The organism is Mucilaginibacter sp. (assembly GCF_041663085.1).
Taxonomy (GTDB): domain Bacteria; phylum Bacteroidota; class Bacteroidia; order Sphingobacteriales; family Sphingobacteriaceae; genus Mucilaginibacter.
Genome location: NZ_JBAZRC010000041.1, coordinates 1 through 12539 on the forward strand (window position 1 = coordinate 1; position 12539 = coordinate 12539).

Genomic DNA, 12539 nt, shown 5'->3' on the forward strand with positions numbered 1-12539 from the left:
AGGATTCTGATAGCGATGCCAGTTGCTTTTGCGATGAAGCATATTCGGGCATGTGTTTTAAAATATAATCAGAATCAACATATGCAAAGCGTTGCGCCAACGCTGCTGTGCAGGCTGCAAACGTAAAACAAAGTATTAAAATTATCTTTTTCATAAACTGCTGTACAAATTTAATTAAATCCTCCGCTTAAGCTTTGTGAAATTGTAAAATGGAAATGACCTTTATTTGCATCAGGCTGGCCCGGTATCTGGTCGAAACCGTAACCGTAATCTAAACCTAACAAACCAAATATCGGTAAAAATATCCTTGCACCAACACCCGCAGAGCGCCTTATGTTAAACGGATTAAATTGGCTAAAATTATCCCAAACGTTACCACCTTCAACAAATCCAAGTAAGAATATAGTAGCAGACTGGCCTGTAATTACAGGGTGCCTTAACTCCATTGTGTATTTATTGTAGATAGCACTACCCTGGTTTGTATTAGCATTTTGGTTTGAACCTACAGGCACAATTGAGAAGTTTTCATAACCGCGTAAGCCAATTATATCTGTACCCTGTAAAAACTGATAGCTCTGCATCCCGTCGCCACCCAGTTTAAAGCGCTCGAACGGTGACGGACCAACCAATTTGTTATACTGGCCCAGGTAACCAAAACGCACCTGCGACATTAATACCAACTTACCGGTTATACGCTGGAACCATTGTGCATCAAACTTCCATTTGTAGTACTCTACAAAGTGGTAGCGCTGCTCTGGTGTAGCTATATTATAGTTTATGCTATTAAACAACGAATATGGCGGAGTTGCCTGTATCGTTAATTTGATATTTGAACCCGATGTTGGATAAAGCGGCATATCTATCGAGTTACGGCTAAGCTCCTGCGTTAATTTAATGTTATATGATGTACCGTTTTGGAACAGGTAACCGCCGTAGTTATCCAGGTCATAGTGGTCAACGTTTAACGAGTAGTTTAGCTGGAAGTAGTTATCAGGCCAGTTTAAACGCTTACCTAATGTTACCCCAACACCGTTTATACGCAATTTGTTATAGTAAGGGCTTGTTTTGGGGTAGTACTGCCCTGTTGAGCTACCTTGTGTATACGCTGATACTGCAAAGTAAATTGGCTTTTTACCACCCAACCACGGTTCAGAGAAGGTGAACGAGAAGTTTTGGTAAGTACGGCCGCTTGACTGTCCCCTTAAGCTTAATTTTTGCCCATCGCCTTTTGGTAATGGTTTGTATGCTTTTAGGTTAAACAGGTTACGTAACGAAAAATTATTGAATGTTAAACCCAGTGTACCTACTAACTGGCCTCCACCAAAACCACCCGATAGTTCTATCTGATCTGATGGTTTCTCAACCACATTGTAAACCAAGTCTACGGTACCATCCACAGGGTTAATGTTTGTTGGCCTTGGTTCGGTTTTTTGCTCATCAAAGTTACCCAGTTGCCCAATTTCGCGCGCACTGCGTATCAATAATTCTTTGTTGAATTTTTGTCCTGGTTTTGTTCTTATTTCGCGCCTTACTACTTTATCGTTAGTAACATCGTTACCTTTTAGTATTACACGGTTAATGGTGTATTGCGGGCCTTCATATATTCTTATATCAAGGTCAACAGTATCGTTATATATTCTTGTTTGTACAGGGTCGGCATTAACGGTAAGGTAACCATTGTTTAAATAAAGAGACAAAACATCATCGTTATTTGGTGTTGGCCCTGTTAAACGTTTGTTTAACTCGTCTTCGCTAAATACCTGTCCTTTTTCTATCTGTAATATTTTCGCCAGCGTTTCTGAAGGATACTGGGCATTACCCGAAAATTTAATGTTACCAAAGTAATATTTAGGGCCTTCAAAAACTTTTATTTTAACATCAACCGTTTTCTCATCATGATTGGTTACGGTATCTGCTAAAACTTCGGCATCACGGTAACCCTTGGCCTGCATTTTTTCTACCAGGGTTTGCTTGTCTTCTTCGTATTTATCCTGCTTGAATTTTTTAGACCCGAATATATTATAGAACTTTTTAACACGTGTGTTTTTAAGCATCTTACGAAGCTTAGCATCAGTGAATGCCTTATTGCCTTCAAACGTAACACTGTTTATCTTAACCTTCGATTTTTTATCTACCGCAACATCAAGTATTACACTATTAGCATCCCCGGGATCTTTGGTTTGAGTGATTTTTACCGTTGTGTTCAGGTATCCTTTTTCATTAAAGTGTTTTTTAATGATAGCGGTTGTAGTACTTAACAGGTTTTCGTTTACAATCTTCCCTGTTTTATCATTTAGTTTTTTATTTACGTCTTCTATTTCGCCTTTGCGGATACCTGTTATGTGCAGGCGCGATAAGCGGGGGCGCTCAACAACGGCAATTTCCAGGTAAATGGTATCCATATTTATTTTGGTAACATTTAACTGTACATCATCAAAAAGGCCCTGTTTGTACAGATCCTTTATTACGTTAGCGTTAGCCTCGCCCGGAAGATTTATTTTATCGCCTTTGTTTAATTTAGAGATGGTAAGTAATACATCTTTATCTAAATACTTGGCGCCTGATACGGTTATACCACCTATAATATAATCTTTTGGATTAAGATAGCTCAAACTATCGGCAGGTATAGATCCGGACGACGGTCTAATACCATTAACCTGTGCCAGTGCTGCCGTGCTTATAACAGAGAAGAGAAGAGCAAAAAAAACTTTATTCATTCGAATATTTTAGTGGGCTAAAAATAATTTATACAGTTGTTAAAAAGTGTTAAAAGTAAAAATTTAGTTTACCTGCTCGCTTGTCATCCCAAAACGGCGTTCGCGTTTCTGAAAATCAAGTATAGCTTCATACAAGTCTTCGCGCCTGAAATCGGGCCAAAGCTTTGCGGTGAAGTACAACTCGGCGTAGGCAATTTGCCATAGCAAATAATTACTTATACGATACTCGCCACTCGTCCTGATCAACAGTTCAGGGTTTGGCATACCGCCGGTATATAAATTATCTTCAAACAATTGTTCATCAATATCGGCAGGGTTCAATTCCCCGCTTTGTACTTTGGCTGCTAAAGCTTTAGCAGCATGTACAATTTCGCCGCGCGAGCTATAGCTCAGCGCAAGTGTAAGCACCAACCCGGTATTAGCGGCTGTTTTGCTTATAGCGTTTTTTAATTCCTGGTGGCATTTGCCCGGCAGCATGTTTAAATCGCCAATGGCATTTAAACGCACATTGTTCTTCATCAGCTTAGCAATTTCCTTGTTAAGGGTACTGATAAGCAACTCCATTATAGCGGTAACCTCAAATTTGGGCCGGCTCCAGTTTTCGGCACTAAAGGTATATAAGGTTAAATATTCTATACCCAATTCACCCGCTCCCTCAACAATATCCCGTACAGACAGCACCCCGTTATGATGGCCAAACACCCTTAACTTGCCTTTTCCCTTAGCCCATCGGCCATTGCCATCCATAATAACTGCTATGTGGCGGGGTAATTTCTGAAGATCTATCTGGTCCTTATAACTCATTTCCCGAACGGTTTTAACAGTTGCATACCAACTGTTGCACCTATTGCTTTATTAATTTTTGAAACGTTTTTGGCAAAGCTTTCAACAACTTATGCGCTTTTTTTCAGGTGACAAAGGTAAAACTTACTTTGTATTATTTTAGTATGCTGCAAAAAAGAAATAATTATCTCCAATAGCCTATAAATAAATTCTATTACTCACTATAAGCGGGTTACAAAAAACAAAACCCTTTTCTGCTACAGCAAAAAAGGGTTAGTAAATAATGAGTTATCTTTTATGAGTTATTGCTATGCCGTTTAATATGCCTGCCTGTCTTTTAACAAACTGATATCCTTTGGTGCTATATCGGCAATAGCGTATTGCTGCACATTGGTAATGGTCATTTCATCAAGGGTGGTTACCAGGTTTTCGTAAATGGAGCTTTCTGCCGGTTTTATAATTACCAGCATACTTTTACCGGTGGTTTGCTGCACATATTTGCGGGTGTCAAATATGGCTTTACGCAGGCCACTGCTGCTGTAGTTGGTAAGCGTGGCGGCTATTATGGGTTTCTCGGCCATACCCAAATAATACATGGCCTGATTGTTTTTACCAAGGCAAATAGTCATGGTACGCGATTGGGGTACCGGTCCCTGTATATCACCAACCGGCATGGCTACATCCATTGCTTTAGGCTTGGTAAGTGTAGTGGTCATGATAAAAAACGTAATCAGCAGGAAAGCCAGATCTACCATCGCGGTAAGATCTACCCTTAAGGCGATTCTTTTTGTGCGTTTTTTGCTTCCTGATTTTTCCGGGGTTGAATTTAATTCGGCCATGATAGTACAGTTTAAGGTGAAACAATTGGGTTAGTAATTATTAAACGTATAAATGTACTGTAAAGTTTTAATAAACGAAATTTAATTCTGTTTATTTTATATATTAAGATATAATATTTTATAGCAATGGATTTTACTTAATAATAGCACTGCTGTGTTACAAAAGTATATGATATGGTAAAGCCAGCAAACATGTAAAAATCCCTTGGCCTGTAATCGCCGCGCTGGGTACCGGGGGTACCTATATAATTGTTGTTTCTTTCGCCAGAGCGGTCCGCAAGTTTTACAGCGGTAGCATTGGGCAAAGCGCTTGCAGGGGCATAATTGCCACTTACATCATCCAGGTAATCGGTACGGGTAATACGGTAACCTAAATCGGCTGCCAATGTCCATTTACCGGAAATATTATATTTTATACCTGCACCAAAAGGTAAAACCAGGGTGTACTTTGCATATGGGCTGGCCTGCCCCTCGGTGCGCAGTTGCCTTAACCCTATCTGGCTTCCATTTAACATAGCCCTTGGCGCAAATGCGGTAATGCCGCCGCCTGCATATATATAAGGTGTATACAGGTTTTTACCCGCATCGGGTATATAACTCATAAAGTTAAACTCGGCAACCAGGCTCAGTTCTTTTAAAGGGGTAGTAAAGCTTAGGTTACGGTCTCTAAACTGCTGATAATCTGATGTGCTATCTGCACCGCTTATTTGCCCAAAGCTGTAACTGAGTTTTGCGGCCAGGTACCGGTTAAAATTGCGTTTTACAAATAGGCCTGCAAAACCGCCGCTTGGTTTTACGGGGTTATTAACATTCAGATCACCTATGTAGCCTGCCATGCCTGCGCTCCCTCCTACCTCCCAGGTTTGGGCTTGTACATTTAAAGAAATGAACAGGATAAATAAAGCAGCAATGTATTTAGGCATCAAGGCAAATTTAATAATTACGGGCGTCTAAACCCCATAATAGCTTTTTCCTTAACGTAGATAAGTAACTTTCATTATTTAGCCGCACCAGGTTGAGCTTAAAATCGGCCTTATAAACTTTAAACTGCATGGGTTTATCAACAATAACGGTACGGCTATCGCAGGATACAATGTAGTTATTGCCGCGGTAGTCAATATCAAGCGTTAGGGTGCTGGTATCAGGCAATACAACAGGCCTAACATTTAAATTGTGCGGCGCAACAGGCGTAAGCGCAATACTGTTTGATTGCGGGAAGATAATTGGCCCGTTACAGCTTAACGAGTATGCTGTTGAGCCCGTGGGGGTAGATATAATGATACCATCGCCCCAGTACGAGTTTAAAAATTCGCCATCCAGCGATACATGTGTGGTTATCATGGCCGAATCATCGCGCTTGTGGATGGTTACATCATTCAGCGCGAAGTTATTATCGCCAAATATTTTTTGTTCAGATTCTATCACCAGCAGTTCGCGGCTATCCAACGAAAATTCTTTATTTACTACGGCGTGAATAGCTGCCGCAATATCACTTTTATTGATGCTGGCCAAAAACCCCAGCCTGCCAAAATTTATACCGATAACCGGCACGCCCGAATCGCGGATAACGGTTACCATATCCAGCAGCGTACCATCCCCTCCAAGGGTTAAAAAAACATCAACGTCGTTAGGATCGGTGCAGTTTAATAGTGTACAGGCAGATGTATCAACATTCCCCTTTAAAAAATCATTTAAAATGGGGTGAATGCAAACTTCAACCTTATGCTGTGCAAGACTATCAAACACCTGGCGGATGTACGGGAACACCGATGGATCGTTAAACTGCCTGCCGTAAACTGCTATTTTCATATTTGTAGTACGAATATCGAACTTTGAAAATAAAGTACAGCAGTATAGTTTCAAATAATACTGCTATACGCAATACATTAACTGCTGACACCTGAATATACCCGGATATGGGTATTCTATTATCGATTTGTTTTTTATTTATTTAACCCAAAATAGAACAAAAACAACAAGCAAACAATGAAAAAAATCAAACAAACTTTGGTGCTATTATTCCTGTTGCTCTCTACAGCCATAGGGTATGCACAAAACGATCAGGAGTATGTAGTAGAAATGCCAACTGTAACAATAGAGCGCCTATATAAAAACATAACCTGCTCTAATCAAAAAAAGTTTCTTGAAGAACAAGGTTTTAAATATGACCGGATGCTTAAAATAGAGCAGACCAACGCTTATATTTATAGTTTAGAGGACGCTAATGATGTTAGCATTTACTTGTACTGTTATAAGAACGAAGCTTTACACATGAGTTTTAACATAGCCGAAGATGTATTTACTGAAGCAAAAAACACAACAATTAAAGACAAGGAATTTAAAAAGATAAAGCAAACAAGTGAAGACGTGATTTTTACTAAAGGAGCATATACTTATATTTTCAGCAACAAGAATCATAGCATAGGCATACGGGTAAAAACGAGGGATGATAACTAAGCCTACAAACACTAAAAACAATAAAAAACGCTAACCTATGTAAAATGGGTTAGCGTTTTTTATTGATTAAAGTATTTAAGTTTTACAAGTTCAGGTAATTCATGAACGAATCAAACCGGTCCATCGAGTTATCATTATGATCGGTAAAGTTAAAGGTGGCTTTAACATCGTAGTTATAACGCTGAAAGGTGGCAAGGATGTTAGAGATATCCTGCTTGTTAACTTTAAGGGTAACTTCCATGCGGGTACTATCCGGGAAGGTGCGCGTGTATGAGCTCAGGATCTGCGCGTTATCTGACTCCACCACCTGCGACATATGGGCAAGTGAATTGTTTTTGTTATCAACCTCAAGCACAATAATACCGCCCGGCTCTGATACCGAAGTAAGCTTGGCGAAGTACTCGTTCATGCTATTAATAGATATTAAGCCCAAATAATCTTTTTTGATATTAAGTACAGGCACCACGGTTAGCTGGCGCTCATAAAACAAACGGATAACATCGTAAATATGCTGCTCTTCCAGCACATAAGGGTTAACCAGCGAAAGTGCGATGGCGCCAATAGGCGAATTATAATCGGGTTCCTCTATCAGGTCGTCTTCACTCACCAGGCCTAAAAACTGTTCTTCGTTTACAATTGGCAGGTGTGCTATACGAAACTCTGCCATACGGTCAAACACCTTCTGTATACTATCAGAAGTGTGTACCGGCGGTATCGCGTTAGCTATCAACTCAATTGCAAGCATATCTATTTTTTTATTTTTTCTAAAAATTGCTTCAGGTACTGGTTAAATTCAACCGGCCGCTCCATCATAGGCGCATGGCCGCATTTATCTATCCAATGTAACTCCGAATTAGGCAATAGCTCGTTAAACTCAACAGCTACCTCGGGCGGGGTAATTTTATCATCCCTGCCCCATATCAATGATACCGGCATGGTTATTTTGCGCAGTTCATCTTTCATATTATGGCGAATGGCCGATTTTGCCATAGCTAATAGCCTGATAACCTTATGCCTGTCGTTGATCATTGCATGTATATCCAGCACCATTTCCTCAGTAGCGATAATTGGATCATAAAAGGTGTATCGCACCTTTTCTCTCACAAAATCAATACTCTCGCGGCGGGGAAATGAACCTCCGAATGCATTTTCATACAAACCCGAGCTGCCCGTTAACACCAAAGCTTTTACATAACCCGGGTGTGCTAACACATAAACCAAGCCAACATGCCCGCCAAGCGAATTACCTAAAAGAACAACATTGCTAAGTTTTTTATACTTTATAAATTTATGTACGAATTTTGACAGCGCACGGACTCCTGTTGTTAACAAAGGCATATCATATATAGGTAATACCGGTATTAAAACCCTATAATTAGCGCTAAATTCATTTATAACCGCGTCCCAATTACTTAAAGCGCCCATAAGGCCATGCAGCAGCAATAAAGGCTCGCCCTGCCCTTCCTCTATATAAGTAAATCCTTTTTCCTCTTTAAGCGCAAAATTCATAGTATGATCAGTGTAAGTATTACTGTAAATATATCAGACCAAATTCAATTTCAGTCTAAAATGTTGTAAAATTATAATTATAAAAATAGTTAGCGCGGTTTTCTCTCAACAATAGTTACGGCGTAGTTAGCCTAATAGTTGTTTCACTACCTCAGAAACCGTTTTACCATCGGCACGGCCGGCAAGCTCTTTATTAGCTACGCCCATTACCCTGCCCATATCTTTAACCGAAGTAACGCCAAGCCTTTCAATAACCTCCTGTACAAAACCTTCAATTTCAAAACGGGTCATTTGCTGCGGCAGGTATGGTTCTATCACGTACATTTCTGCCATTTCTATTTCGTACAGGTCCTCGCGGTTTTGCGCTTTATAGATGTCTGCAGATTCCTTGCGTTGTTTGATTAGCCTTTGCAACACTTTTATCTCTGCATCCTGTGTTAATTCTTCGGCTGCGCCCTTTTCTGTTTTTGCAAGCAGTAAAGCCGATTTAATAGCGCGAAGCCCCCTAAGCCTATCGGCTTGTTTGCTTAACATTGCTTGTTTTATATCCTGATCTATCTGGGTTAATAATGACATGGTTTTGTGATTTAGTCCGGAAGTCCGATCAATCGGCAAGTCCGGAAGTTTATGTTGTTTATTATTTTATTTATTGCCTTTCGTACTTATCGGCCTTTCCCAACTTTCCTAACAAATTTACTTTCTTATAATATTAGTAGCCGTTGCCTGCGCAGTTGGCATAATAACAAGGTCGCTAATATTTACATGCGCCGGGCGCGATGCTACAAACCAAATGGTTTCGGCAACATCATCAGCCACCAACGGCTCAAAACCTTCATATACTTTTTTGGCGCGATCCTTATCACCTTTAAAACGCACTTCCGAGAACTCCGTCTCCACAGCGCCGGGATGTATAGCGGTTACCCTGATACCGTGTTGAACCAAATCCATCCGCATACCTTTATTTAAGGCATCAACGGCATGTTTGGTTGCACAATATACATTCCCGTTAGGATAAACCTCTTTCCCGGCTATCGACCCTAAGTTAATAATATGCCCGTGGCCGTTTGTGATCATCCAGTTTGATACCACCCGGCTTACATACAGCAGGCCTTTTATATTGGTATCTATCATGGTTTCCCAATCGTCGTAGCTGCCGTTCTGTATCGGGTCGAGCCCCTGGCTAAGGCCGGCATTGTTTACCAGCACATTAACCTTTTTCCATTTAGCGGGCAGGCCTTCCAGGTTTTGAATAACCTGTTCGCGGCTGCGTACATCAAATGATGATACGGCTACCTCTACGTTATACTTTTTATTAAGCTTTTGTGCCAGCGCCTCCAGCCTGTCCATGCGGCGGCCGGTAAGTATAAGGTTATATCCTTCGCGTGCAAATGTGTGAGCACAGGCCTCGCCTATCCCTGCGGTGGCGCCTGTTATTAATGCGATCTTTGCCATAGATAAGAGTAACTATCGGCAACGAAATTATGTTTTTATGTTGACTTTATTTGTCTTTTTACGGTAAGGATAGTTTTGCAGGGTTTGTCAGCCATCAACCATTAATTTTGTTTATGGTATTCGCGTGATATAAACTTTAAAACTATCAGCGAGATTTGAACAGTGTCACGCTAATGGTATTTAAGGGATAATATTTAATTGGGTATGAGAAAAATTGGTCTTATCGGAGGTATTAGCTGGACTTCTACCATTGAATACTATAAATATATTAACGAAGGCATTAACCAGAAATTAGGTAACCTTAACTTTGCAGAATGTATTATTTACTCCCTTAATTTTGGTGATGTACAAGAGAAAGGATGGGTAAACTCATTCCCATTACTCTTAAATGCTTGCGAAACATTAAAAAAAAGCGGAGCAGAGGCCATTGTATTATGTGCTAACACAGCTCATTTATTTGCAGATGATTTACAAGATAAAATTGGATTGCCTGTTATAAGTATTATTACCGCTACCGTTAATGCAGTGCATAATAAGAGAATAAAAAAAATAGGTTTATTAGGAACTAAAGTTATCATGGAAATGGAATTTTATAAGCATGAGTTTATAAAAGGCGGCATTGAGGTTTTAATTCCGGACCAACAAACAACCAGGGATTATATACAGGAAACTTTAAAAAACGAGTTGGGGAAAGGGATTATTAAGCCCGAAACCAAAACAGCCTATATTGCAATTGCTAATGAGTTAATTGCAAACGGTGCAGAAGGCATTATTTTAGGTTGTACCGAAATCCCGCTAATAATAAACACTACAGATATTTCTGTCCCTGTTTTTGATACTACTAAAATTCACTCGGCAGCGGCAGTAGAATTTGCGTTGTCGATATAGTTCGTATAAATCACGAAACTCTTTACAATAACAAACATCACATACATATGGAATACAGACAATTAGGCGGCTCGGGATTACACGTACCGGTACTTAGCTTTGGTACTGCCACTTTTGGCGGCAAAGGCGACTTTTTTAAAGCGTGGGGAGATACCCAGCTTGATGATGCAAAAAAACTGGTACGCTTATGCCTTGACGCAGGCGTAAACCTGTTTGATACCGCTAACGTTTACTCGCGCGGCGCTTCTGAAGAAATATTGGGCCAGGCGCTTGAAGGCTTACGTTCAGAAGTTTTGATCTCAACCAAAACCACCTTCAGGATGGGTGATGGGCCAAACGACTATGGCTCGTCGAGGTTCAACATTGTACGGTCGGCAGAGGATAGCCTTCGTCGTTTAAATACCGATTATATAGACATTTACCATATGCACGGCTTTGACGGCGTAACGCCGGTTGAAGAAACCCTGCGCGCGCTTGACGACCTGATAACCAGCGGCAAAGTAAGGTATATTGCCTGTTCAAATTTTTCGGGCTGGCATTTAATGAAATCGCTTTCTATATCTGAAAGATATGGCTGGGCCAAATACATAGCTCACCAGGCTTACTACTCGTTATTAGACAGGGAATTTGAATGGGAACTAATGCCTGCCGGAATTGATCAAAACGTTGGCACCATTGTATGGAGCCCGTTAGCATCAGGCCAGTTGGGTGGTAAATACCGCCGCGGCCAGCCTATACCACATGATAACCGCCGCAGTCAGGGTGGCAGCCACGGCCCCGAGACCGACATGGAACGCCTTTATACTATTGTAGATGCTTTGGATGAGGTAGCCGAAGAAACAGGCAAATCAGTAGCGCAAGTATCTATTAACTGGTTATTGCAGCGCCCAACAGTTGCCAACATTATTATTGGTGCCCGTAACGAGGAACAACTTAAACAAAACCTTGATGCCGTAGGCTGGAACCTGACTACCGAGCAGATTAAAAAATTGGATGCCGCCAGCGACCGCGACCCAATATACCCCTACTGGCACCAACGCCAGGATACAAAGTTGAACCCGATACCGAAGTTTTATTAAAATAGAAAAGGCCCCGATAAATCGGGGCCTTTTCTATTAATATCTTTCCAAGCATCATTGCAAGCGATAGCGTTGCAATCTCCGATAGAAACGTCGGCGACAATATACCCTACAACTGCTTTATCCTGATATTCTTAAAATATGCCTTATGCCCATGATCCTGCAGGGCAATGTGGCCAATTTTTGATATGCCATACTCCGGGTGGTCTTTCCATTTGCCTTCGGCTTTTTTCTTATTCCAATCGGCGTCCCAGGCGGTAAATTCCACTATTTTTTTACCATTTAGCCAATGCTCTACGTGGCCATGGTTAAACACAATACGGCTGGTGTTCCACTGGCCTACGGGCATTACTTTCTTAAGATTGTTAGGGATGTGCATAGCATAATCGGCACCTGTTTTTTGCCATTCCTCCAGTTTATCGGGCACCCAGCCAATATCATCTATTATCTGGTACTCCGGGCCGGTAAGGTACGATGCCTCGTATTTTGGTTCTTCAACCACGTGGTATAAAACACCGCTGTTACTGCCTTTATCTATCTTCCACTCCCAGGCCAGCTCAAAGTTACTATATTGCTTATCGCTAACAATATCGCCGCCTGTATCGGTACCTTTAACCGTACCCAGGCAAACCAGTGCGCCGTTCTCAATTTCCCAGTTCTTTACCTCTCCTGTTTTGTTGAAGCCGTGCCAGCCTTTTAGGTTTTTGCCATTAAACAAGCTCACCCATCCGGCTTTTTTGGCCTGTGCAAAGCTTTGCGAACCCACAAAAACCATAGCGGCGGCAAGGCCTAATATTTTAAAATTCCTATTCATG

13 protein-coding genes are annotated in these 12539 nt (G+C 41.0%); 3 read left to right on the top strand and 10 right to left on the bottom strand.

Annotation, left to right across the window (positions count from 1 at the left end; translation table 11 throughout):
* Positions 1 to 170: 170 nt before the first annotated feature.
* The 5 genes from bamA to WC615_RS10020 form a co-directional block, all read right to left on the bottom strand.
* Positions 171 to 2717: an outer membrane protein assembly factor BamA gene (gene bamA, locus WC615_RS10000; protein WP_372977960.1), complete on the bottom strand. Its 2547-nt coding sequence runs from the start codon at positions 2715 to 2717 to the stop codon at positions 171 to 173.
* Positions 2718 to 2780: 63 nt separating this feature from the next.
* On the bottom strand, positions 2781 to 3521 hold the full coding sequence (locus WC615_RS10005; protein WP_372977961.1) for an isoprenyl transferase: 741 nt from the start codon (positions 3519 to 3521) through the stop codon (positions 2781 to 2783).
* 296 nt (positions 3522 to 3817) lie between these two features.
* Positions 3818 to 4339 carry an ExbD/TolR family protein gene (locus tag WC615_RS10010; RefSeq protein WP_372977962.1) on the bottom strand — a complete coding sequence of 174 codons (522 nt, stop codon included), beginning with the start codon at positions 4337 to 4339 and terminating at the stop codon, positions 3818 to 3820.
* 137 nt (positions 4340 to 4476) lie between these two features.
* Positions 4477 to 5262, bottom strand: a complete 786-nt coding sequence (locus WC615_RS10015; protein WP_372977963.1) for a DUF6089 family protein — start codon at positions 5260 to 5262, stop codon at positions 4477 to 4479.
* A 10-nt stretch (positions 5263 to 5272) separates the two neighbouring features.
* On the bottom strand, positions 5273 to 6148 hold the full coding sequence (locus WC615_RS10020) for an NAD kinase (RefSeq protein WP_372977964.1): 876 nt from the start codon (positions 6146 to 6148) through the stop codon (positions 5273 to 5275).
* Between the two features lie 177 nt (positions 6149 to 6325).
* Here WC615_RS10020 and WC615_RS10025 point away from each other — a divergent pair, with 177 nt between their 5' ends.
* Positions 6326 to 6796 carry a hypothetical protein gene (locus WC615_RS10025; RefSeq protein WP_372977965.1) on the top strand — a complete coding sequence of 157 codons (471 nt, stop codon included), beginning with the start codon at positions 6326 to 6328 and terminating at the stop codon, positions 6794 to 6796.
* A gap of 82 nt (positions 6797 to 6878) precedes the next feature.
* Here WC615_RS10025 and WC615_RS10030 read toward each other — a convergent pair whose 3' ends face one another.
* The 4 genes from WC615_RS10030 to WC615_RS10045 form a co-directional block, all read right to left on the bottom strand.
* Positions 6879 to 7541, bottom strand: a complete 663-nt coding sequence (locus tag WC615_RS10030) for a CBS domain-containing protein (protein ID WP_372977966.1) — start codon at positions 7539 to 7541, stop codon at positions 6879 to 6881.
* Between the two features lie 2 nt (positions 7542 to 7543).
* Positions 7544 to 8305 carry an alpha/beta fold hydrolase gene (locus tag WC615_RS10035; RefSeq protein ID WP_372977967.1) on the bottom strand — a complete coding sequence of 254 codons (762 nt, stop codon included), beginning with the start codon at positions 8303 to 8305 and terminating at the stop codon, positions 7544 to 7546.
* Positions 8306 to 8431: 126 nt separating this feature from the next.
* Complete coding sequence (locus tag WC615_RS10040; protein WP_372977968.1) at positions 8432 to 8881, bottom strand: GatB/YqeY domain-containing protein; 450 nt, start codon at positions 8879 to 8881, stop codon at positions 8432 to 8434.
* 117 nt (positions 8882 to 8998) lie between these two features.
* Positions 8999 to 9757: an SDR family oxidoreductase gene (locus WC615_RS10045; protein ID WP_372977969.1), complete on the bottom strand. Its 759-nt coding sequence runs from the start codon at positions 9755 to 9757 to the stop codon at positions 8999 to 9001.
* A 204-nt stretch (positions 9758 to 9961) separates the two neighbouring features.
* On the opposite strand from WC615_RS10045, the gene WC615_RS10050 reads away from it, so the two are divergent.
* Positions 9962 to 10645, top strand: a complete 684-nt coding sequence (locus WC615_RS10050) for an aspartate/glutamate racemase family protein (protein WP_372977970.1) — start codon at positions 9962 to 9964, stop codon at positions 10643 to 10645.
* A 47-nt stretch (positions 10646 to 10692) separates the two neighbouring features.
* Entirely contained in the window at positions 10693 to 11724 is a 1032-nt protein-coding gene (locus tag WC615_RS10055) for an aldo/keto reductase (RefSeq protein ID WP_372977971.1), read from the top strand.
* A gap of 109 nt (positions 11725 to 11833) precedes the next feature.
* Here WC615_RS10055 and WC615_RS10060 read toward each other — a convergent pair whose 3' ends face one another.
* Positions 11834 to 12538 carry a DUF1080 domain-containing protein gene (locus WC615_RS10060; RefSeq protein ID WP_372977972.1) on the bottom strand — a complete coding sequence of 235 codons (705 nt, stop codon included), beginning with the start codon at positions 12536 to 12538 and terminating at the stop codon, positions 11834 to 11836.
* Between the last annotated feature and the right edge of the window lies 1 nt (position 12539).

Bases quoted from the DNA above. Each gene is read 5' to 3' on its own strand.
- WC615_RS10030 (WP_372977966.1), bottom strand. From the start codon at position 7,541: ATGCTTGCAATTGAGTTGATAGCTAACGCGATACCGCCGGTACACACT.
- WC615_RS10060 (WP_372977972.1), bottom strand. From the start codon at position 12,538: ATGAATAGGAATTTTAAAATATTAGGCCTTGCCGCCGCTATGGTTTTT.
- WC615_RS10040 (WP_372977968.1), bottom strand. From the start codon at position 8,881: ATGTCATTATTAACCCAGATAGATCAGGATATAAAACAAGCAATGTTA.
- WC615_RS10010 (WP_372977962.1), bottom strand. From the start codon at position 4,339: ATGGCCGAATTAAATTCAACCCCGGAAAAATCAGGAAGCAAAAAACGC.
- bamA (WP_372977960.1), bottom strand. From the start codon at position 2,717: ATGAATAAAGTTTTTTTTGCTCTTCTCTTCTCTGTTATAAGCACGGCA.
- WC615_RS10020 (WP_372977964.1), bottom strand. From the start codon at position 6,148: ATGAAAATAGCAGTTTACGGCAGGCAGTTTAACGATCCATCGGTGTTC.
- WC615_RS10055 (WP_372977971.1), top strand. From the start codon at position 10,693: ATGGAATACAGACAATTAGGCGGCTCGGGATTACACGTACCGGTACTT.
- WC615_RS10050 (WP_372977970.1), top strand. From the start codon at position 9,962: ATGAGAAAAATTGGTCTTATCGGAGGTATTAGCTGGACTTCTACCATT.
- WC615_RS10035 (WP_372977967.1), bottom strand. From the start codon at position 8,305: ATGAATTTTGCGCTTAAAGAGGAAAAAGGATTTACTTATATAGAGGAA.
- WC615_RS10045 (WP_372977969.1), bottom strand. From the start codon at position 9,757: ATGGCAAAGATCGCATTAATAACAGGCGCCACCGCAGGGATAGGCGAG.
- WC615_RS10025 (WP_372977965.1), top strand. From the start codon at position 6,326: ATGAAAAAAATCAAACAAACTTTGGTGCTATTATTCCTGTTGCTCTCT.
- WC615_RS10005 (WP_372977961.1), bottom strand. From the start codon at position 3,521: ATGAGTTATAAGGACCAGATAGATCTTCAGAAATTACCCCGCCACATA.
- WC615_RS10015 (WP_372977963.1), bottom strand. From the start codon at position 5,262: ATGCCTAAATACATTGCTGCTTTATTTATCCTGTTCATTTCTTTAAAT.